The organism is Bacillus sp. FSL K6-3431, assembly GCF_038002605.1.
Taxonomy (GTDB): domain Bacteria; phylum Bacillota; class Bacilli; order Bacillales; family Bacillaceae_C; genus Lederbergia.
Map to the genome: position 1 here is coordinate 3,948,725 of NZ_JBBOCT010000001.1, position 20,605 is coordinate 3,969,329.

At 35.9% G+C, this 20,605-nt stretch carries 19 protein-coding genes and 2 pseudogenes; 15 read left to right on the forward strand and 6 right to left on the reverse strand.

The window, feature by feature from the left end; genetic code table 11:
- Nucleotides 1-564: 564 nt before the first annotated feature.
- The 3 genes from MHB53_RS19135 (at nucleotide 565) to MHB53_RS19145 (ending at nucleotide 2,397) form a co-directional block, all read left to right on the forward strand.
- Nucleotides 565-927 (forward strand): hypothetical protein, encoded by a 363-nt coding sequence (locus tag MHB53_RS19135; RefSeq protein ID WP_340921393.1) that lies wholly within the window; start codon nucleotides 565-567, stop codon nucleotides 925-927.
- Between the two features lie 35 nt (nucleotides 928-962).
- Nucleotides 963-1,268, forward strand: a complete 306-nt coding sequence (locus MHB53_RS19140) for a hypothetical protein (RefSeq protein ID WP_340921395.1) — start codon at nucleotides 963-965, stop codon at nucleotides 1,266-1,268.
- A gap of 256 nt (nucleotides 1,269-1,524) precedes the next feature.
- Nucleotides 1,525-2,397 carry a YitT family protein gene (locus tag MHB53_RS19145; RefSeq protein WP_340921396.1) on the forward strand — a complete coding sequence of 291 codons (873 nt, stop codon included), beginning with the start codon at nucleotides 1,525-1,527 and terminating at the stop codon, nucleotides 2,395-2,397.
- A 1,098-nt stretch (nucleotides 2,398-3,495) separates the two neighbouring features.
- Here MHB53_RS19145 and MHB53_RS19150 read toward each other — a convergent pair.
- Entirely contained in the window at nucleotides 3,496-4,404 is a 909-nt protein-coding gene (locus MHB53_RS19150) for a nuclease-related domain-containing protein (protein ID WP_340921399.1), read from the reverse strand.
- Nucleotides 4,405-4,888: 484 nt separating this feature from the next.
- Between MHB53_RS19150 and MHB53_RS19155 the strand changes: the two genes are divergently transcribed.
- From MHB53_RS19155 to MHB53_RS19170, 4 genes are read left to right on the forward strand one after another with little or no spacing between them, the layout of a single operon-like run.
- Nucleotides 4,889-5,608: an ABC transporter ATP-binding protein gene (locus MHB53_RS19155; protein WP_340921401.1), complete on the forward strand. Its 720-nt coding sequence runs from the start codon at nucleotides 4,889-4,891 to the stop codon at nucleotides 5,606-5,608.
- A gap of 12 nt (nucleotides 5,609-5,620) precedes the next feature.
- The gene (locus tag MHB53_RS19160; protein ID WP_340921404.1) at nucleotides 5,621-6,364 is read left to right on the forward strand and encodes an ABC transporter permease; all 744 of its coding nucleotides are present in this window, start codon (nucleotides 5,621-5,623) and stop codon (nucleotides 6,362-6,364) included.
- A 51-nt stretch (nucleotides 6,365-6,415) separates the two neighbouring features.
- Nucleotides 6,416-6,874: a LytTR family DNA-binding domain-containing protein gene (locus tag MHB53_RS19165; RefSeq protein WP_340921406.1), complete on the forward strand. Its 459-nt coding sequence runs from the start codon at nucleotides 6,416-6,418 to the stop codon at nucleotides 6,872-6,874.
- Nucleotides 6,871-7,281 (forward strand): DUF3021 domain-containing protein, encoded by a 411-nt coding sequence (locus tag MHB53_RS19170; RefSeq protein WP_340921409.1) that lies wholly within the window; start codon nucleotides 6,871-6,873, stop codon nucleotides 7,279-7,281. Before MHB53_RS19165 ends, MHB53_RS19170 begins: the two co-directional genes overlap by 4 nt.
- A 455-nt stretch (nucleotides 7,282-7,736) precedes the next feature.
- Here the strand turns inward: MHB53_RS19170 and MHB53_RS19175 are convergent, their stop codons facing one another.
- Genes MHB53_RS19175 through MHB53_RS19190 form a run of 4 tightly spaced genes read right to left on the reverse strand, consistent with a single transcriptional unit; the run spans nucleotide 7,737 to nucleotide 11,338 of the window.
- Nucleotides 7,737-9,233: a PH domain-containing protein gene (locus MHB53_RS19175; protein ID WP_340921412.1), complete on the reverse strand. Its 1,497-nt coding sequence runs from the start codon at nucleotides 9,231-9,233 to the stop codon at nucleotides 7,737-7,739.
- Nucleotides 9,233-9,751: a PH domain-containing protein gene (locus MHB53_RS19180; RefSeq protein WP_340921414.1), complete on the reverse strand. Its 519-nt coding sequence runs from the start codon at nucleotides 9,749-9,751 to the stop codon at nucleotides 9,233-9,235. The genes MHB53_RS19175 and MHB53_RS19180 overlap by 1 nt, the downstream gene beginning before the upstream one ends.
- Nucleotides 9,744-10,649 carry an ABC transporter ATP-binding protein gene (locus tag MHB53_RS19185; protein WP_340921416.1) on the reverse strand — a complete coding sequence of 302 codons (906 nt, stop codon included), beginning with the start codon at nucleotides 10,647-10,649 and terminating at the stop codon, nucleotides 9,744-9,746. Before MHB53_RS19185 ends, MHB53_RS19180 begins: the two co-directional genes overlap by 8 nt.
- The gene (locus MHB53_RS19190) at nucleotides 10,649-11,338 is read right to left on the reverse strand and encodes a hypothetical protein (RefSeq protein WP_340921419.1); all 690 of its coding nucleotides are present in this window, start codon (nucleotides 11,336-11,338) and stop codon (nucleotides 10,649-10,651) included. Before MHB53_RS19190 ends, MHB53_RS19185 begins: the two co-directional genes overlap by 1 nt.
- Before the next feature lie 438 nt (nucleotides 11,339-11,776).
- On the opposite strand from MHB53_RS19190, the gene MHB53_RS19195 reads away from it, so the two are divergent.
- From MHB53_RS19195 to MHB53_RS19205, 3 genes and pseudogenes are all read left to right on the forward strand, one after another.
- On the forward strand, nucleotides 11,777-12,490 hold the full coding sequence (locus MHB53_RS19195) for a response regulator transcription factor (protein WP_340921421.1): 714 nt from the start codon (nucleotides 11,777-11,779) through the stop codon (nucleotides 12,488-12,490).
- Nucleotides 12,477-14,213, forward strand: coding sequence for a sensor histidine kinase (locus tag MHB53_RS19200; RefSeq protein ID WP_340921423.1), 1,737 nt, complete (start codon nucleotides 12,477-12,479; stop codon nucleotides 14,211-14,213). The genes MHB53_RS19195 and MHB53_RS19200 overlap by 14 nt, the downstream gene beginning before the upstream one ends.
- Nucleotides 14,214-14,824: 611 nt before the next feature.
- A pseudogene (locus MHB53_RS19205) lies at nucleotides 14,825-14,920 on the forward strand (transcriptional regulator); the annotation flags it as partial.
- A gap of 76 nt (nucleotides 14,921-14,996) precedes the next feature.
- Here the strand turns inward: MHB53_RS19205 and MHB53_RS19210 are convergent.
- Nucleotides 14,997-15,782, reverse strand: a complete 786-nt coding sequence (locus MHB53_RS19210) for an SDR family oxidoreductase (RefSeq protein ID WP_340921425.1) — start codon at nucleotides 15,780-15,782, stop codon at nucleotides 14,997-14,999.
- 471 nt (nucleotides 15,783-16,253) lie between these two features.
- Here MHB53_RS19210 and MHB53_RS19215 point away from each other — a divergent pair, with 471 nt between their 5' ends.
- From MHB53_RS19215 to MHB53_RS19235, 5 genes and pseudogenes are all read left to right on the forward strand, one after another.
- Entirely contained in the window at nucleotides 16,254-16,985 is a 732-nt protein-coding gene (locus MHB53_RS19215) for a LysM peptidoglycan-binding domain-containing protein (protein ID WP_340921427.1), read from the forward strand.
- Nucleotides 16,986-17,688: 703 nt separating this feature from the next.
- Nucleotides 17,689-18,246, forward strand: coding sequence for a GNAT family N-acetyltransferase (locus MHB53_RS19220; RefSeq protein WP_340921429.1), 558 nt, complete (start codon nucleotides 17,689-17,691; stop codon nucleotides 18,244-18,246).
- Nucleotides 18,247-18,248: 2 nt separating this feature from the next.
- On the forward strand, nucleotides 18,249-18,905 hold the full coding sequence (locus tag MHB53_RS19225) for an HAD family hydrolase (protein WP_340921431.1): 657 nt from the start codon (nucleotides 18,249-18,251) through the stop codon (nucleotides 18,903-18,905).
- Nucleotides 18,906-19,172: 267 nt separating this feature from the next.
- Nucleotides 19,173-19,620, forward strand: a pseudogene (locus MHB53_RS19230) (Rrf2 family transcriptional regulator).
- A gap of 64 nt (nucleotides 19,621-19,684) precedes the next feature.
- Complete coding sequence (locus MHB53_RS19235) at nucleotides 19,685-20,584, forward strand: NAD(P)/FAD-dependent oxidoreductase (protein ID WP_340921434.1); 900 nt, start codon at nucleotides 19,685-19,687, stop codon at nucleotides 20,582-20,584.
- Nucleotides 20,585-20,605: the final 21 nt, after the last annotated feature.

Consider the following 20,605-nt stretch of genomic DNA (forward strand, 5'->3'; position numbering starts at 1 on the left):
CCCTTTTCTATAAAAAACAGGATTTTACAGATTTAATTTGTAATTAATGTAACAACGGGTGTTTTCTCTAAAAAGGTCGGTTCCTATGGTGTACAGGAATTCGACCTTTTTAGTTTGAATATTACTTAGCATTGACGGCCATGGCCTAGTTTACTGCATCAATCCTTAATCAACTTTATAAAGAGGCGGAATTATTTGAAACATACCGCGGATATTATATAGTTTATATAAACAAAAAGTGGATGTGGACTGAATGAAGAGCGATAACTACTAAAAAAGGATGTAGTAATTTATGAATATTGACTTCAAAAATTTAAAAGGCCATATCTCTCCTGATAAGATCTTCTTTTTTCCATCCTAATAATGGATTTGCTTCTTTCCATATTAGCAATCCAGGGTTATTACTTCATATTTTTTAAACCGACAAGTGCAATTCTACCGATCTTGCTAACATTGGTTTCCTTCTATGTATTTGCAAGAGACCTAAAGTGTAAAACGTTTTGGGTAATACTTGTTACAGCTTTAGTCTTACCTTTTATAGGCTTGTTGTGGTTTATCAATTCTTTGTTAGACAATTCATATGCAACTTTTAAATTTGCATTTGGAGGAGAGGATGTAATCATAGAACATAGGGATGCTACGTTAGGAGAAATATCCCATTTTTATAACTTTTATCGTAAAACTGCTTTTCCAGGCCTGATGAATAAAGTAAATAATGAAACGGTAAGAATTACAACAAGAGGAACACACGCAGATAACTTAGAAGTCCTGGGGATTAAGCATGCTGTTTGGATTGATGGTGAATATGTTATTTTTAGTTCACCTTATGCAGAAACCAAGGTAGACTTCAAGAATAATAATAAAAAAAATTCAAGAAAGAAAAAAGTAAAGATGATGAAATCTTTAAACTACTGGAAACAGACGTAACTCAATTTGGAGAAAAGGTTCGAAATACGGAGGTTATGGATGAATTTATTAAGCGTTCAGAGAATGGGAGTGAAGGTGAAATACGGTACGTTATTTTGGAAAATAATGTAGACGGTCCCATCGCTGTATATACGTTAAAAGCCCGAAAGGATATAGAAGCGGAAGAAAGTTGGGTTGAAATCTCAGGAAATTGGAGTTTTGATTCAGAGGGGCATGATTTGATAGAACCACAACAGTGTAGCAGCATTTCTAAAGTTACAGAACGAGGAGCATATTATCTTAATGAATGTTTCCATACATGGGAAATTGAACTCATGCTGATAAATAGAAAATCCTATTAATGGGTCCTTCAATAACAAGCATATTATCCTTTCTCTTCTAGTTCTTCCCCGTAAAGTTGAATAAGACCTGAATATTTAAGGAAAGAATAGATTGATCAGATATAAGGGACATAAACTATATTGATTTTCAATTTTTCAAAATGGTTTTGATTTTGCTAAAAAGTAAAACACTAAATATAATTAAACGTGAGAGTGCTTAAGTGTTAAAATATGATTACTTAAATACTTGAAAAAAGTTTGAAATGAGGAAGTTAAAATGAGTACAATTACTAAGCAAAAGACCAATAAGTTGAGAATGGTTGTACAAGCAATATTGGTTATTATCGGGGGATTCATCACAGCATACGGATTAGAATCAGTATTAATTCCCAACAATGTTTCAGATGGCGGCGTGACAGGTTTGAGTATTGTTGGTTCACAATTAATTGGGTTACCACTGGGACTTCTAATTGTAGTGCTGAATATTCCATTTATATTTTTAGGATATAAACAAATCGGTAAAGGCTTTGCTGTTTATTCGGTAATCGGTATTGCTTCATTAGCAGTCGGCACTATCGTAATGCGACATGTACCAACTATTGTTCAAGCGGATACATTATTAGTAACAGTTGTTGGTGGTATTATCATTGGCTTTGGTATGGGGTTAGCATTACGAAATGGTGGTGCATTAGATGGAATTGATATGTTAGCCGTTCTACTTTCTCGAAAACTCCCTTTTGGAACAAGTGACCTCATCTTATTCTTAAACATGTTTGTATTTATTGTTGTCTCAACAGTCTTCGGTCTTCAAGGGGCTATCTTATCGGCAATCGCTTATTTTATTGCTTCCAAAGTAATACACATTGTTGAAGAAGGTTTAAGTGGTTCTAAAACCTTTAAAATTGTCACTAATCAGCCCGAATTAATGGTAGAGACAATTCGTGACCGATTAGGTCGTGGAGCAACGTATAATATTGTTCAAGGCGGTTATTCAAATGAACAATTCAAAGAAATTACCTGTGTGATTAACCGTTTAGAAGATAGTAAAATGAAAGAAATTATTCGTGAAATTGACGAAAATGCCTTTGTTACAGTATATGACGTAGCAGAAGTGAAGGGCGGTACCTTCAAAAAGCATGATATTCATTAGTTCTTAAAAATTAGTCAAGATTCTATCTGGTAAACAAATATTACGTGTCAGAGTAGGTTTATCAGCAAATCAGTTTGGTTTAAATAGGCGTTGATTTCAAAATAACTATATAAGCTACCATGACAGATACGCTCAATTATGCATATTTAACGGGGGATGGCTCATTACTGCTTTTCTTTATTAAATGACTCCCTGATAAAAAGTTCTTTTTTTTCTGAAATTGTTCGCAAAGTCAACGTATGAAGTACGGTCTTAAAGGCGGTCGTCGTGCACCAGAGTTCTCAAAACGTTAATCTCAATAAAAACATTAATATATCAACGTAAACAGGCTATTTCATTTATGATGAAATAGCCTGTTTTAGTGAAAAATATTATTGTTTATCATACAGGGTCTGAACAAATCGTTATTAAAGTGAAAAATCATACTGGTTTAAGGAGAATAAGACTCTGAAGCTAGAATTAGTAGATGTAAATCATTTACTTGAAAGGAAAGCGCCTCGAATGCCCTTGTGGAATGAAAATACGAGTTCAGAGTAAATCGAAAGAGCTTCGAATGCCCTTGTGTAATAAAAATACGAGTTCAGGGCAAATCGAAAGAGCTTCGAATGCCCTTGTGTAATAAAAATACGAGTTCAGGGCAAATCGAATGAGCTTCGAATGCCCTTGTGGAATGAAAATACGAGTTCAGAGTAAATCGAAAGAGCTTCGAATGCCCTTGTGGAATAAAAATACGAGTTCAGGGCAAATCGAAAGAGCTTCGAATGCCCTTGTAGAATGAAAATACGAGTTCAAGGTAAATCGCATGAGCTTCGAATGCCCTTGTGGGATGAAAATACGAGTTCAGGGTAAATCGAATGAGGCTCGAATGCCCTTGCAGGATGAAGATACGGGCACAGGGTAAATCGAAATCGGATCGAATGCCGTTTCGGGATGAAAATACGATAATAAGGTAAATCGAATGCATTTCAATAGCTCATAAAGAGAGAAGTTATTTTCGTAAATGTATTTCATTACCATTGTCTAAAAAAGTTCATCGTTGGTAAATAAATTAGATTATACTTACCAACAATGAAAAAATGTTAAATCAAAGGTAAATTGTTATACAAAATATCTATGCTCTCTTGCGCCAATAGGTTTTAAGTTTTGTGATAGAATTCTTCTGATTTTCTTTTTAGAAGAAATCGACCTACACCATTCATGAATACAATTTGTCGTAATTTTTTTATCGGGAAAAAGAAGCCTAAATTCCTCGATATTCCGCAAAACTGCGGAGTCAACATCTTCCACGGTCCCACATTGATTACACTCCAATTTCTTTTCTCCTACAGTATTTTTAAAAGAATGACAAGCTGCACAAGTGATTCCCTTTCGCAATTGATGATATTCATAAGATGGTAGTTGGGTATATGGGGATTCAGTTTGATGCATGGAGATTAAAAGTTCAGCTAGCCTGTTATGCTGAGATCGTAGGTTTGATGGGGTCTCATTTAATGTTTTTATAAAGCGATTGATTTGCGTCGGGAAAATAAATGATGTGTTTGAGGGGGCTTGATATAAGGTGAACGCAGGGTTTACAAAGATAATGTATCCTTCAATGGGTAAATAGATTTTTAAATTTTTAAGTAAAGAGCGGAGTAGTAAATTACTGCGTTTTAACTGGGTCAATGGATTTATTATTTCATAGTCGGACAAGACCCGTCGGAATTCTTCTGCATCATATATATAATCGCCTTCATAATTTTTTATTTCTACAGAGAAAATCGTTTTTTCGGAAATGATTAAGGTATCGATTTGGAAAACAGAGTGATTAAACTCAAGACATAAGTCGTTTAATACATACATATCACATGGAATCTTCGCTGTTAATTGATCAAACATCACCTCCCCTTGATAGCCTTTTTCAAGTTTTAAATAATGCTTTTTATCTTTTGCAGATAGATCGATCCGTGTATTTAAACATTTTAGAATTCCTAATTCATTTGACAAAACACGAGGCTTTAATTGCATAGGTCCACATCCTCTCCTTTATATTTGTTTACTGTTTCCCAAAAATGAGATCTGGGGTTTTACAAATGTTCTTTCCTACGAACGGTATAAATTTTCTCGGAAGTACGTTTTTACAACATCACCCCTATTCCACATGACTTTGTTCAATTATACATTATCTTACTTTTGTGTGGCTCGGTTAAATGTTGCTTTTTGATTTTTCGATATTACTAATTTAATAAAAGCAGCTTTATTCATGTTGAAATACACTGAGCGAGCAATCGGTTAATAAAGGTTAGCTGTTTAATGATTTATGGTTGATGTAAGAGTAGATTTAATGACCTCCCTTGGCCAACCTCCTATTTCTTTTTTTTAGTACGATGCAACTGACAGGTACTTTTATGCAACTAGCCTTCAAAATACAACCGGTCATAGAGAAGCGGCAGACCTTTTTGGCCTCAATAGATATAGTAAGGGTACAAAGAAAAACACGGAGGGAAGACAAATGGAAATTGTACACGTCAGAAATTTACAAAAGGCATATGGAGCGAATCAAGTATTGCGGGGAATCAATTTTAAAGCAGAGGGTGGTGAAATCATCGGTGTTATCGGCAAAAATGGGGCTGGCAAATCGACGTTTTTAGAAATACTGATGACGTTAAAGCCTTATAACGATGGGAATGTTTTATTATTCGATAAAGAGCTTCGGTCTTTATCCACCAACGAGCTTGAATGCGTACGAAAAGATATTTCAGCCGTTCTGCAGCCTACACAGTTTTACAAAACGCTGAAGGTCATCGAGTTGCTAAAGCTGTTCAAAGCCTATTACAAATCGTCTATCGATATTGAACAGATCATTATCGACTTTAAACTGCAGCCGCATCGAAAAAAGTATTTTGATAAATTGTCGGGTGGATGGAAACAAATTGTCAGTTTGGCAATCGCCTTTTTATCCGAGCCGAAAATGCTCATTTTAGATGAGCCAACGACAGGCTTAGATCCTCATATGCGGAATATGCTTTGGACTTATATTACCGATTATAATAAGCGCACGGGAGGAACGGTCATTCTGACGACACATAATATGGACGAAGTTGAATTGTATTGCGATAAGGTGATGCTTTTGAATGAAGGGGTAAGCGAAGTGTTTGAAACAACTAACGGAATATTAGCTTCAGGCTATAAATCAATCAATGAATTTTATCTTACGAAAGTATCAGTATAAGGGGGGATTTTTATGTTAGCGACTCAATTAAAGTATGATCTGCTCATGTTTTCAAGAGAATTGTTTTACCTAGTGTTTACAATTATAGTTCCGCCTGTCACGTATCTGTTCATGGGGGAGTTATTCGGCGGGGCCACCTATGCGGGTAATTTAAGTTATGCGGAAACATACACACCATCTTTCATCTTGTTGATCACTTTCGGCGTCGTCTTTTTTGCCTTCGGGTTTGACCAAGTGATGAACCGCACGATTGGCGTGGAAAAGCGCATCAGCTTATCACCCGTTCCTAAGAGAACATTATTGCTCTCAAACATTTTAAAATCAATAATCATTACGAGCTTCGGTTACTTTTTAGTGTTTTTCATCGGCATGATCGCCTATGACCTTTCATTTCAACTGCTTAATTTCGTGCTGTCTTTTGTTACTTTCATGTTGCTGAATGCTGCATTGCTCATTATGTCATCAGCTATCTATTCATTATTCACGAGCATGAATGGTGCATTGGTATTTTCCATCATTATCTTCCAAGTCGGCATGATTACAGGCGGTTTTACAATGCCAATTGATCTAATGCCGAAGTTTGTGCAACTAATAGCCAACGTCAATCCGCTCTATCATATGAATCAATTATTCATCGCCGTATGGAATGGCAAGTTGCAAATGGATAATAATTCGCTTCTATCGATCGGTTTTATTATTGTCTGTGTAATGATTTCACTATTGGTCATTCGTTTCGTGAATAAAGTGAGAAAATAAGCCCTTAAATGGTACTATATAGAAAGTATCGATTCAGGGGGAATGTACAAAATGAAAGTTTCATTAGACATTGATAGCGATTATGAAGAAACGAAAGTGACTATCCATTGCAGTGAAATGGATGATTCGATAAAGGAAATTCTCGATTTTCTAAAGGGGAAGAAGATCGAATTCCTCGTCGGAAAAGATGGGGAGATGCAGCATATTTTAAAGCCAGATGGGATTCATTATTTCCACACGGAGAATGAAGGCGTCGTAGCCGTCACTGCAGAAGGTTCCTTTACGTTGAAAGAGAAATTGTATGAGCTTGAGAAAATGCTTCCTTCCACGAAATTCATCAGGCTATCAAAATCAGTCATTGCTAATCTCCATGAGTTGAGCCGTTTCGAAGCTTCTTTTAACGGCACGCTTTGTGTACACTTCAAATCCGGAGCAAAGGAATACGTCTCACGAACCTACGTGAGTAGCATTAAGGAAGTACTGAAAATGAATAGGAGGAAAAATGGATGAAAACATTTTTGGTGAGAAGCATATTGGGCATATTTTTCGGTGCGTTCCTAACACTTATTACGATCTTCGCGGTTATTTATTTAGGTGAGAAAGATATACTAGACTCGGCTGTCCTTGTGAAAAATGCTCTTGGAACTGTTTTTTGCGGCTGGTTCTTTACAGTGACACCTTTGCTGTTTGAAAATGAAAAGTTGACTCTGCCGATACAAACAGCTTTGCATTTCCTATGCGTAACGGTGCTCTATTTCATTGTCGCTTTTGTAATCGGGTGGATTCCATTTACGGTGAAGGGATTTATCGGTATGCTCGGCATATTCATCGTGATCTATGCCATCATTTGGTTCGCCTTCTATACTTATTTCAGACAGCAAGCAGCCAAATTGAATGAGGACTTGAATGATTTATAAAAAAAGCTACCTGCCACCCGAACAATTATCGAAGTTACTGGGCATAAACCTATCGCTAATAGAAGAAGTAGATATCAATGTTTAAAGGCTATTTCATTTATGATGAAATAGCCTGTTTGTGATTGAAGAAAAGTAGTGACTGTAAGTTTTTTATGGGAACAAATCACAAATGTAAAAGCACATCTTAGATGACTCGTAAAAAATCTCTTTAAAGTAGCCTTTTGCTCTTTTTTTTTCGCTCCGTAATATTCTAGCTTTTCAAGAAGAGCCTGTTTTGGATTTCAGGACCCAAAACAGGCTCTTCATTTTATCCCGCATGAACGGGTAGTAAGACTCCCGCCTCAAAACTATGATCCGAAGAAGTTTAGGTGGGAGATCAACTACCCGTAAAAGCCCGATTGGTTCAACTACAATCAGTGAGGGATGAAGAAAACCCTTCTGACTGAAGTTTCACTTTATTCAACACTGATATCATTTTTTCGGCCCACATACCACATGAAAAATGAATGCGCAAATTCTATCGGTACGTCGTCCAAGCCTGAATGATGCACCGGCTTTCCCCTGTTGATTGTCTCTATGGACGCGAGACCGAGTATTTTTTGAATGATGTTTCGCGTGACCTCCACCTCAATCACCTTTTCCCGTTTCGAGATGAATAAAGAGGTAGTGAGCACTCCTTTTTTAAACTGAATAAATTGATCGTTTATTACGTAACGGGTATGGAAGAAATCTAACAATCTTGATAATAAAATACAAAGCAAAAGGACTGATGAAAGGATTATCCAAGCCTGTTCCACATCCAAAATTGTTGGCTTAAAATAATATAAAGCGCCAGTTGCGATGATCCAGAGCCAGCTTAGCCCCAATATGCGCAACCAAAAGGATTTTTTTGGAAGACGAATCATTTCCTGTGTAATTGCATAGGATGGCAAAATTTCCGAAACCATCTCATATGCCTTGTTAACCGGCAGAAAAGGATAGAGTGTATTAACTTCGAATGTATCTTCTCCAGAACTTAAACTACCGGCACTTGTCAGCTTTACTTCGGCAAGCCCTAGTAATCTTTTTATCAAGGACTGTTTCATTTCAATTGCTTGCACCTTTTCTTTTGAAATGGAGAAGGCCGTTTCATCGATGACACCCCTAGTAATATAAATGTGATTTGCATCTGAAGATACTTCATATTTCCCATACTTTAAATAAGTTCCTATGATTCCAAAGATTGCGGAGGCAATAACGAGTATGATAACAATGATAGTCACAACCCACCATGAGCTTATGATCTTTTCAAAGAAACCCTCAGCAGTATCTTCCACATGAAAAACTTCATTGATTTTGTAAAAAAATGAGCTAATTAAGGGTATCAAAACTAAAAAACTTAAAGATGTAAAGGATGCTTTTAAGATGTCCTTTTTCGTTGGTTGAAAGTGAATCATTCGATTCAGATCCGGATGTTTAACTTCAAACTCGGAATCAACGAACTCATGATTCTGATCCTCTGCATCCTGATCCGTATTTCTAAGATGTGCTTCCATCCATTCAGCCTCTGTTTGAGAAATTACTTCAAATTTTATATTCGCATTTTCCTCTGTCATGGCTGTTTTAAAATGAATAGAAGTCATTTTAAACATACGATGGAATAACGATGTGTGCCGATGAATGTTTTGAATCTTAGAAAATGGAATTGTTCGTTCAGTTTTGCTGAAAAGTCCTTTATAAAGATGAAAGACCTTATTATTAAGTTCGTATTTGTGGGTGAACCATTTAAAAACGATTGAAAAAAATGTAAATCCAACCGCGAGCAAGAAAACTATCTTGCCGTATTTGATGAAGGATGATTCCGAACCGGCCTTCACCACATATAAATAAAACACAAAGAAAAAGGAATTCCTTAATAATTTGCCTAAATCAAAAAGCATAACAAGTGGAGAATAACGTTTCATCTTCGTCATTACTCCACTTCCTTAATCTTTGCATATTGAGCAATTTTGTTCCTTAACTCAACAGCCACCCCTTTAGGTAGGGCAGGTATGGTGTGAGAAGACCCCATCGTTTCAATCGAAACGGAGCAGAGTCCATATTTTCTAAGAATCGGCCCTTGCTCGGTTGCGACCGATTGGATTTTTGTTATCGGGATAAGTTGATGCGTTTCATTCAATGCGCCTGATTTCAATTGCAAAAATTCTTCGTCCACATTGTAACGCCAATTTTTATAAAGTAAAAATGGATGGATCAATGACCAAATCCCACCAATCAATGCAAAGACTGTAATTACTATCAATATCCACCAGATCCATACATTCCATGAAAAGCGATAATCAAGGTAAAATAAGATACTTAGAATGAGGATACCGATGACATTTCCAATCGTGTCACTGATGAGCCAAACTTTGATTGCGTCCTTTGATAAACGTTTCTGGGGTGTGTTCAAAAAATCATCACCTATATTTCTCTCCCTTCGACTATTCATCTAAAAATATTTCTTCAAGTGATGGTTCGTCCACTTCAACACGATAGACATCAATTTTATACTGGTTAAAAGCCCGTATGATTTCAGCAATTTTTTTCTCATGGTCAAGCGTAATTGTTACATACAACTCTTTCATTTCTAAATCTGACCCTACAGAATGCAGCCATTGGTTCAGTGTCAGCTGCTCCGCTTTAGGGATTGCAGAATGCTTAAACTTTACTGTGAGCGTTGATCGATAGAAGGATCTAAGCTCATCTATTGTGCCGATTTTGGTAATCTTACCATCTTTCATAATGGCGATCCGTGTACAAATTTTCTCTACTTCATCTAAATTGTGGGATGTCATAAAGATCGTTTTCCCTCGTTTTTTCAGATCAGAGATCAGTTTTTGTATATGAATGACGGATTCTGCATCCAATCCAGAAGTTGGTTCATCGAGAAAAATTAATTCCGGGTCGTGGATGATTGCTTGTGCAATCCCAAGCTTTTTCTTCATACCGAATGAAAATTTAGCAGTTTTTATCTGGGCCTGTTCTGCTAAGCCAACCAATCGTAAGACTTCCAGACAACCGTGTTTCCCTGTGGGCTTTCCCGATAGAGCAGATAGGAACTTTAAATAATCCATCGCGGTTAAAGAACCATAAAATGTGGAGTAATCAGGCATAACGCCAATTCTCTTCTTTACTTGATCATTTGGTCCCTTTACACCTAAAAGCGAGTAAGTGCCAGAGCTTGGTTGAATAATGCCGGTTAGCATATTGATAAAGGTAGACTTTCCAGCACCGTTCCGACCAAGAAAACCAAATACTTCCCCTTTTTCTACAATCAAATCAATTCCTTGTACGACCTGATCTGCACCGTATGATTTCTTTAGTTGTTTCGTTTCAATGGCGATCATTAGCATTCTCTCCTCTTGAATATCAGTTGGGCAATAAAAAGCATCAAACCTGCAAATATTAATATCACTAAGAACGTATAGTCATCCCGTTCTAAATAATAAAAAGGTGTTATAAACTTAATCCAGCTTATCCATGTATTTGATGTAAACGAAACCCATAACCCGAAAATAGGAAAGGCAAGACCAATGATGGTCCCAAGAAACATGGTAATTCCCGGCTTCGGAATGAGAACTGAAAGCAAAATGGTTAAGGCAATTTGGTATATTAATAAACTCATTATTTGAGAAAAAATAAATACATCAAACTGTTTGGCAAAGATGCTGACAATTAGGAATGAGATTGCCACACAAACAAACCAAAAGAGGGCAATTCCAAAAAATTTTCCATATAAAATGGAGTATCTTGATGTCCTGGTTACTAAAAATCGCATTGTTCGTTCATGTGTTTCTCTATTCATACAATCATGGGATAGCCCAGTAATAAATAATTGCCCAAATAAAAAGAGTAAAGTCAACAGGCCAACCGTGTGAATATGTTCCATTTCTTTAGGTGTAAATTCAACCGCATTCATTAATACATTTGATAATTTGGCGGAATAATAAGCGGTTAATAATAATATCCCAATAATCAAAATCGACTTAATGCCTTTAAATAAGCTAAAAAATTCCCTTTTACCGATCACATACATACTTTGCTTCCCCCTTCTTGTGTTTCCCATCTAAAACGATTATACGTTTCCCTCCTTAAGCTAACGGAAACTCCACCTTAATTCTTCCTTAATTTATAAGCATTTTTGTTTATGGATGATATGATTAATGAAAGTGTTTGTTCAAAAAGGTGCCAAATTAGAAACTAGAAGTTCGAGGCACGAAGGTTTTGAGGATCTGACTTGCACAGGATGTGCTGACTTCTGTGTTGCTCACGGGACGTGAGCGAACTTAACAGAAGATCCATCCTAATACGTGAGAACCGGACTTGCACACGATGTGCTGACTTCTACGTTGCCCACAGGACGTGGGCGCTTTTAGTAGAAGTACGTACTTATGCCAACGAAGAAATTCGCCGTTTATCATTTGGTGACTTTTTGAACATCCTCTGAATGAATTAAAAAGAATAGGTGATCCATATGCAAGAAGCACACATATTAATTGTAGATGATGAAAAAGCCATTTTACAGATGTTAACAACAATTTTAAGAAGAGAAGCTTTCAAACATATTGATACAGCATGTACAGCTGAGGATGGACTTACCTTATGTAAAACAAAACGGTATGACTTAATCTTATTGGATGTCATGCTTCCAAACCGGAGTGGCTTTGACATTTGTCCCCATATAAGGGAAACCACTGATGCTCCCATTTTCTTTTTAACTGCAAGATCTACAGATTTGGATAAGCTCTCAGGCTTTGCGTTAGGAGCGGATGATTATATTACAAAACCTTTCAATCCACTGGAAGTCGTTGCAAGGATCAAAGCCCATTTACGTAGAAATAAAGTAAAGACACCTCCATCTCCAACAAATTATCAATACGGAAACATCCACGTAAATAGTTTTTCCGGAGAAGTTAAGGTAAATAAAAAAAGCGTAGATTTACCTGCTCAAGTATATCAACTATTACTTTTCTTCTGTAAACATCCAAATCAGTTATTCAGTAAGAGTCAGCTTTATGAACAGGTATGGGGCGAGGAATTTCTAGGTGAGGATAATACTGTAATGGTTCATATAAGGAAGCTTCGTGAAAAAATCGAGGAAAACCCAAGTAAGCCATGTCAGATTGTTACAGTTAGAGGTCTTGGATATAAATTTGTTCCCGATGGTGACAAACATGAACATTCATAAACGATTTATTGTACAGTTTTTCATTCAAATAGTCCTAGCCTTTATTTTGTTATCTCTTATTTTAATGACTATATGGGCTATTATTGGATTTTCCATTATGAAATCGGATGTTGCAAAAGATTTATCCAAAGCAGATACCTTGTTTTTTTCAGACAGAATTTCAATTAAAGAAGAAAAGGTTACATTCGATGAAAAGCTAAAAAAGTTAGCGAAGAATCAAAACGGCCAACTTATTGTTCTGACGGAGAATGGTGATGTGGTTGATTCCTATAATACTACCGAACAGGCACCCAAACATATAAACAAAAGCGAGCTTGCCTCATTGATTTTGGAAACTCCTGCAGAATACTCGTATTGGAAATTAGATGGAGAGTATACACAACCATATTTTCTGTTATTAGGTAAAAAGAATTTTGGGAAAGAGATATTAAATGAGATGAAGTCAAAGGTGGATTGGAAAAATCAGCATCTAAACCTTTCGGACGTGAACCATCAAAAAGTCAATGAAGAAAACGGTTGGGTCCAGTTAATCGATTCTACAGGACAAGTAGTGGATGACTATGGTACGAAGAAACAGCCAAAAAGTTACTCGATTCAGGATCTTTTCACGCTATCACAAAATCAGGAACATTCACCTGCTGCTTACTTTGATCAGAAGACGGAACAAGCAATCATTATGGGTACACACGATGCGAATTCTCCCTATCATTTAGAAGAAGGTCTAAATAAAACAATCAGTCATAGTCTTGTTATCACTTTTATTCTATTATTCCTTTTACTATTATTAGGAACGTTTTGGTATGCTCGTAAATTCGGGGTGCCGTTGATTATGATGATGAAATGGATTAACAACCTTGGTAAAGGTGTATATGAACATCCAACTGATCCCCATCAACATAACGTCTTGTTAAATAAAAAAGGAAAACTGAAAAGGAAATACCGATTATATAGAGATTTCATTACAACCCTTAATCAATTGACAGAAACCTTAAAGGAAAACGAATCTGAGCGGTTGAAAAGGACTCAAACAAGGGAAGAGTGGATTAGCGGAATTTCTCATGACTTAAAAACGCCGCTTGCTTCTGTTGCAGGATACTCACAGATGCTAGAATCTGAAAACTATTCGTGGAGTGAAAAGGAAACAAGAGAGTTTGCAAAAGTTATTTCCGAAAAGTCTTCCTATATGATGGAATTACTTGAGGACTTAACATTAACATATCGTTTAAGAAATCAAGCCTTGCCCATTGTAAAAGAAGACGTGGATCTCAACGAATTTATACGTCGGACAATTATTCATTTTATTAATGATCCTGGCAATAGCGAGATGGAATTCAACTTTCAACCTTTTCATGAAACCATTTCTGCCTTCATTGATCCAAAATGGTTTCAACGGATTATCGATAATCTGATCGCGAATGCTATTAAGTATAATCCATCGGGTACTGCGATCACAGTATCCATCTCTTTGATTGAGCATCACCTAGTCATCATTAAGATAGAAGATAATGGGATCGGCATGAATAGCGAAACGCTCGATAAGCTGTTTCAACGTTACTATCGCGGCACCAACACGAGCGACACAGGTAGCGGAACCGGCCTTGGAATGGCCATTACCAAACAATTAGTGCAGCTTCATAATGGATCCATTCAAGTGAAAAGTATTCCGAGCAAGGGTACTACGATTCGAATTATTCTCCCAATCGATGCAGAGAACGATGATTAGGGTTTATTTTTAACTTCTTTTTTCTTAGAGGCTATAACGAGAGTAAACATCAACTTTTGAATGTAACCTTTGTTTATAATATATAAATATGAAAAGTTGGTAGAATTCAACTATAAGAAGATAGATCTACCACTGTGAAAGAAAATGTGGAACAAATTCAATCCAATCTCTGGAGCTGTCCGATAATTAGGAAAATCATTAAAAGGGCTTTTCCTAATTTTTCATCGTGCTCTGATTTAAAAAATGTAAGTTGATTAGAGTGGGGGACGTTCGAATTACCTTAGTCCTGCATTTTTCGTAGGGAGGGGCAATCGGTAGGCGTTCGATTTACCTTAGTCCTGCTTTTTTCGTAGGGAGGGGCAATCGGTAGGCGTTCGATTTACCTTAGTCCTGCTTTTTTCATAGGGAGGGGCAATCGGTAGACGTTCGATTTACCTTAGTCCTGCATTTTTCGCATGGAGAGGATATCGAAGTGCGTCCAGGGATTGGATGAAATGCGTGGTAAATTTCCCGATCCTTTTTGGAGAGAGTTTGATTAAAAGAGAGAATATAACCTTCTTGATATTTAAATGATTTTAATTTAAAATCAGGAGCTCTGTAATAGGAGGGGAATAGCGAAGTATTCAAAAGCAACAAATTATGCTTTACATTCAATTGTATATTTATCTTTAGCACCGAAAGGAAAATCTATTGGAGTAGAGCATTTAGATTAGTACAAATCCTTCAGTAAGAATTATTATAAAAAGAAAGGAGTGACTCGAATTTGAATCACTCCAAAACCTGTTAATATTTATAAGATTGTCCGCCATCAATTGGAATAACAACTGCATTGATAAAGTTTGCTTGGTCAGATAATAAGAATGCGACTAAATAAGCAACTTCCTCTGGTTTGCCGAAACGTTTCATTGGGTTTGGTTGTACAAATTCTTTTCCTACTTCTTCCCAATTTACTGGATCGATTTGCTTTAATGAGCCTTCGACCATTGGGGTCATAATGGCCCCTGGTGCAATTGCTTTGATACTAATAGCGTATTGTCCGTATTCAATACCAGAGTTTCTTGTTAAACCTACCACACCATGTTTACTTGCCGCGTATCCTGACTGGTTACCTACACCCCGAATTCCCCCAACAGAGGCTGTATTAACAATAGATCCTGACCCTTGTTTTTTCATAATTTCTAAAACATACTTCATTCCAAAGAATACACCATTTAGGTTGATGCCCACTACTTTACGAAACTCGTCAATTCCATAATCTTCAGTAAGGTCCTGCTTGCCCTCTATTCCCGCATTATTAAAGAATCCATCAATTCTACTATATTTATCTACAGTTTTGTTTACATAATTTCTTGCTGCTTCTTCGCTAGAAACATCTGCCGTAATTAAAAGCACCTCTGCTTTAGGTACTACCTCTAAAATCAATTGTTTTGTTTCCTCTAAAGAATTACTATTTAAATCCACTAATGAAAGTTTTGCCCCTTCTTTTGCAACTTGTAATGCAGATGCTTGCCCTAATCCAGACCCAGCACCAGTAATTAATACTACTTTATCTTCAAAACGGTTACTCATTATGTTCATCCTCTCTCATTTTTATTAATAATTTAATTTCTTGTAGTAACAATTCTAGATGCACCGTCAGTAATTACTGGAACTTTTCCTGATGTCTTATCTTATTAAGTCTTTCCCTTTAATAAACTTTTTTAAAACCAGACTTAATCGAATTCCTTTTATCATTTTTCCTTGTAAGGAAGTAAAAATACCAATTTTGTTGAAAAAGAGAGTCATGCCCTCATATGGAACAAAACGGGTAGAACAAACAATCTAGAAACAGAAATTCATAATACATTGCCAGAACAGACCAAAAGGGGTGGGTTATTCCATACTAGGCTGCAATTGTTTGGCAACATATTTATGTCGATATTCCTCTAAAAACTTCATGTAGACATTCACACCCCTCCTTCATAATTAATACCTAATACGGATGATATCAATCAAATTTATTAATTTTAACAACCGAAATTAATAGGAGTGAGGAGACCATTGAAACATTTATACGCCTATACGATCCAGCCGGGGGATAATTACTGGCTTTTAGCACATAAGTACAATACAACAGCGGAGGAAATTTTTGCGGCGAATCATGGAGTAAATCCATATTATCTGCGTGTTGGCCAGCATATCGCTATACCAGTTCTAGAGACCTTGTACCAGCCAAGGCAATCGAATCATTGCATTAGTCAGGCAGAAGTTGATTATAGAAACGATATGCGAAGCCTTTGGGAAGAACATGTTGCATGGACGAGGATGGCAATTATTAGTTTAACCTTTAATTTACCAGATGTAGATTTTGTTATTACTCGCCTTCTGCAAAACGCTACCGACATGGGAAATATGATTCGTAAATTGTATGGAGAACTTGCTGCTACTACTTATGCTAATTTGATTAAGGAACATCTTTTATTTGCTGCTGATCTAGTAAAAGCAGCTTTAGCAGGTGACGAGCAAGCGGTAATAACTGCAGAACAAAAGTGGTATGCCAATGCTGATCAAATTGCTGAGTTTTTAAGTAGTGTAAATCCATATTTACCTGAAAATGTAGTTAGAGAAATGTTTTATAAACACCTAGATTTAACAAAACAAGAAGCTGTTTTTATGATTAATAAGGATTATCAGAAAGATATTGAAATATACGATAAAATTGAAAAGCAAGCAAGGGAAATGGCGGACACAATTTCAGATGCAATGGTAAAATTGTATCCGAATATGTTCTAGCCGACAGTCATTTTGTATTTTTGCATAACACCTTCCTGCAGATGATAGTAGGTTGGTATATGAAGTCTCATTTTATTTTATCGATAAAGAATTTCAATACACCCTTAATGCACTATATAAAAATAAAAGATGGTATGAAAAGAGCATTTACCTGAGATAGAAGACTTAGCTTTGCAGAGCGTTTTATCGGCATAATCTTGTTGGTGAATTCAACGAGCAAGGAGAACTTTTATTAGTCGAATTAGAAGATCTAAATTTTTATTTCTCCTTGTTAGAAATATCTGATGAAACGCGTCATAATTTTGTAGAAGCAATGAAAAAATAAATACATAAAGCACTTAAAGCTTAAATTAAATTTTTTGTATAAAAACAAAACAATGTGCATTTGTTGAAGAACGTTGCACAATATGATCAAATTAGGATTAGGCACTAAATGGTTAATTATTTGTTGCCAGCCGAACTGCTACAAGGTTTAGAATTAAGGGCTACAATGACGGTTGCTACTGAGCTTGGAGTGGCAGTAAGGGGCTAAAGGCACAATTGATAAGATATCAAGAAAGTACTATCCTGAGTTTATTGCACTTTTTGTCAATGCAGATATATACTGATAGATGTTAAAAAGTTGATTGTAATAAAAATAGTAAGGGAAAACATTTGACATAAATTAAATAAGACAACTAATTATTTTAAGGGGTTGGTTTTTATGAAAAGAATTCCATTAAAAATGGTGAGAAAAAATTTATTAAATATTCCAGAATATTCGCTTCCAACTGGATTTCAAATGAGATTATTTGAAAAAGGTGATGAGCATAATTGGACCAGGGTTGAAACGAATGTAGATGAATTTAAAAATGAAAAAGCTGCATTAGAACACTTCACTAAAGAATTTGGGTCACTTATAGATGAAATGTCAACACGCTGTGTATTCATTGAGGATAAACAGGGAGAAGTGATCGCAACAACAACTGCATGGTATGGAGACTTAAATGGCGATGGCGAAATATCTGGTAGAATACATTGGGTAGGTGTTGTTCCCGAATATCAAGGGAAAAAACTTTCAAAGCCATTACTAAGCGCGGCTATGAACATTTTGGCCCAACATCATTCAAAAGCCTATCTTACATCCCAAACTACGAGTTATCAAGCGATCAATATGTATTTAAACTACGGATTTGAACCTTTCATCACTGGTCCAAGCTGTTATGAAGCTTGGGAATTGATGGAGAAAACTTTAAATCGTCAAATTCTTTCAAGGAGGTAAAAATGATTAAAGCGGTTATTTTTGATTTTGATGGATTAATCTTAGACACAGAGACGGCTTGGTATGAATCTTATAAGGAAGTTTTAAAAGAACAGTTTGAATTTGATTTACCACTTGAAGAGTTTGTGAAATGTGTCGGTTCTAATGATAATGTGCTATTTAAATACCTAGAAAAAGAGATTGCTGAACATCTAGACGCGGATGATATTCGTGGAAGAGCAGGGATATTACATACCGAAAGTGTAAAAAAGGCAAAGGCTCGCGAAGGTGTGGCCGAATACCTTGCAGATGCACGTGAGGCAGGTCTAACAATTGCCTTAGCAACGAGTTCAACGAGAGAATGGGTGACAAATCATTTGACCAACTTACATTTGATTTCTTATTTTGACCATTTAATTACCCAGGATGACGTGGAACATGTGAAGCCAGCACCGGATCTGTTTTTGAAAACAATTGAAGTGCTGGGAATAGAGCCGCACGAGGCAGTCGTTTTTGAAGATTCTCTTAATGGTTTAATTGCAGCGCTGGAAGCAAAACTACCTACTGTTGTTATTCCGAATCCAGTCACAGAGTTGTTACCGTTTGAAAATTATCATTTAAAATTGACCTCAATGGCGGAAATGAGTTTGCATGATATTATTGAGTCGCTAAACAAATAAATGGAACTGTATTTGGATTCTGGAGGCTGCTGTATTGGTTGTAAAGGCCAAAAGACTTAATTTCAAAACAATATAGCAAATTTAAGGGCGTTTCTGAGTGTACAGGAATGCCCTTTATTTTTTTAAAAATACCTAATCTTTATCTGAAGAATAATTGCTGATATTAGATAAGTAGGGATGGTAAACACCTTGACATTGATTTCATTTTAATTTAAAATCAATTAAAGACATTAAGGGTCCTTAATGTATATACAAAAGAGTTATATAATGAAATATTCAAAAGCTACAAATTATGCTTTACACTCAATGGTTTATTTAGCTTTGACTTCAAAGGGAAAATCTACTGGAGTAGAACATTTAGCTGAAATGCAAAATCTCTCACCAATATACCTTTCCAAGATTTTAACAAAACTTGTTAAAGCTGGGCTAATTGAATCAAGTTCTGATGCTAATGGTGGATAAAGTATAGTAAGACCAGTCTCATGATATATCTTTTTTAGATGTTATACATGCTATTGAAGGGAAAACAATCTGATTTAGTTGTTCACTGGAACATGAAGATGTAAAAAATGGAGACTGTTTAATTGAAAATGTGATGATTGATGCAGAAAGAAAGATGAAAGGTGAATTAGACAAGAAATATATTGTTGATATTGCAAGAGAAATTGAAAAGACAAACAATCACAAAAAAATTAACTGTGATCACTTACCTTAATTTTTTTATGTCAATTATAGACATTAAGAGTCTTTAATGTATTTTACTTTAGGAGGAATATTAAATGTTGTTAGATTGTGTAATTATTGGCGGAGGTCCATCAGGCTTAAATGCTTCTCTTGTTATGGCGAGAGCAAGAAAGAATCTCATCCTATTTGATGAAGATAAACCTAGAAATGCTGTAACATACGAATCTCACGGTTTTATAACAAGAGATGGTATCAAGCCTTCAGAATTTAAACGAATTGCAAAAGAAGATTTAATGAAATACCCAAATATATCAGTTCAAAATCAACGAGTGATTGATATAAAAAAAGAGAATCAATCTTTTATCATTCATACAGATGATGGGCATTCTTATCGTTCTAGAAAGGTTATTTTATCTACAGGTCTTAGAGATGTCATGCCATGTATAGAAGGAATTCATGATTTATATGGTACGAGCTTGTTTAGCTGTCCATTTTGTGATGGGTGGGAATTAAAAGATCGTCCATTAGTTGTCATTTCAGAAGATAAGCGTGCTTTTCATATGACAAAAATGATATTTAATTGGAGTAAAGATCTTGTTGTTTGTACAAATGGCAAAAATATTTTCACTGATGAGCAAAAGGAAATATTAACAAAGAAAGCTATAAAAGTCATTGGACATGAAATAGAAATTTTACAAGGTGACAATGGACACTTACAAAAGATTAAGTTTAAGAATGGAAAAGAAATTGAAAGGGAAGGCGGCTTTGTCACTACTGGGCTAAAGCAAGCATCTTCATTAGCTCAAACTTTAGGATGTGCTATGAATAAGATGGGAGGAATTGAAACAGATAATTTTGGGCGTACAAATATTGAAGGGGTCTATGCTAGTGGAGATAATTCCATAATAGCCCCTGCTCAATTAATTATTGCTGCAGGTGAGGGCAGTAAAGCTGCTATTGCAGTAGTAGGTGACTTAGTGAATGAAGATTTTTAAAGGTAATTATTACGTTTTATT

What these genes read in the sequence shown, in the direction of transcription:
- MHB53_RS19140 (WP_340921395.1), top strand. Translation starts at nt 963, where the DNA reads ATGGATGAATTTATTAAGCGTTCAGAGAATGGGAGTGAAGGTGAAATA.
- MHB53_RS19145 (WP_340921396.1), top strand. Translation starts at nt 1,525, where the DNA reads ATGAGTACAATTACTAAGCAAAAGACCAATAAGTTGAGAATGGTTGTA.
- MHB53_RS19150 (WP_340921399.1), bottom strand. Translation starts at nt 4,404, where the DNA reads ATGCAATTAAAGCCTCGTGTTTTGTCAAATGAATTAGGAATTCTAAAA.
- MHB53_RS19155 (WP_340921401.1), top strand. Translation starts at nt 4,889, where the DNA reads ATGGAAATTGTACACGTCAGAAATTTACAAAAGGCATATGGAGCGAAT.
- MHB53_RS19160 (WP_340921404.1), top strand. Translation starts at nt 5,621, where the DNA reads ATGTTAGCGACTCAATTAAAGTATGATCTGCTCATGTTTTCAAGAGAA.
- MHB53_RS19165 (WP_340921406.1), top strand. Translation starts at nt 6,416, where the DNA reads ATGAAAGTTTCATTAGACATTGATAGCGATTATGAAGAAACGAAAGTG.
- MHB53_RS19170 (WP_340921409.1), top strand. Translation starts at nt 6,871, where the DNA reads ATGAAAACATTTTTGGTGAGAAGCATATTGGGCATATTTTTCGGTGCG.
- MHB53_RS19175 (WP_340921412.1), bottom strand. Translation starts at nt 9,233, where the DNA reads ATGACGAAGATGAAACGTTATTCTCCACTTGTTATGCTTTTTGATTTA.
- MHB53_RS19180 (WP_340921414.1), bottom strand. Translation starts at nt 9,751, where the DNA reads ATGAATAGTCGAAGGGAGAGAAATATAGGTGATGATTTTTTGAACACA.
- MHB53_RS19185 (WP_340921416.1), bottom strand. Translation starts at nt 10,649, where the DNA reads ATGATCGCCATTGAAACGAAACAACTAAAGAAATCATACGGTGCAGAT.
- MHB53_RS19190 (WP_340921419.1), bottom strand. Translation starts at nt 11,338, where the DNA reads ATGTATGTGATCGGTAAAAGGGAATTTTTTAGCTTATTTAAAGGCATT.
- MHB53_RS19195 (WP_340921421.1), top strand. Translation starts at nt 11,777, where the DNA reads ATGCAAGAAGCACACATATTAATTGTAGATGATGAAAAAGCCATTTTA.
- MHB53_RS19200 (WP_340921423.1), top strand. Translation starts at nt 12,477, where the DNA reads ATGAACATTCATAAACGATTTATTGTACAGTTTTTCATTCAAATAGTC.
- MHB53_RS19210 (WP_340921425.1), bottom strand. Translation starts at nt 15,782, where the DNA reads ATGAGTAACCGTTTTGAAGATAAAGTAGTATTAATTACTGGTGCTGGG.
- MHB53_RS19220 (WP_340921429.1), top strand. Translation starts at nt 17,689, where the DNA reads ATGAAAAGAATTCCATTAAAAATGGTGAGAAAAAATTTATTAAATATT.
- MHB53_RS19225 (WP_340921431.1), top strand. Translation starts at nt 18,249, where the DNA reads ATGATTAAAGCGGTTATTTTTGATTTTGATGGATTAATCTTAGACACA.
- MHB53_RS19235 (WP_340921434.1), top strand. Translation starts at nt 19,685, where the DNA reads ATGTTGTTAGATTGTGTAATTATTGGCGGAGGTCCATCAGGCTTAAAT.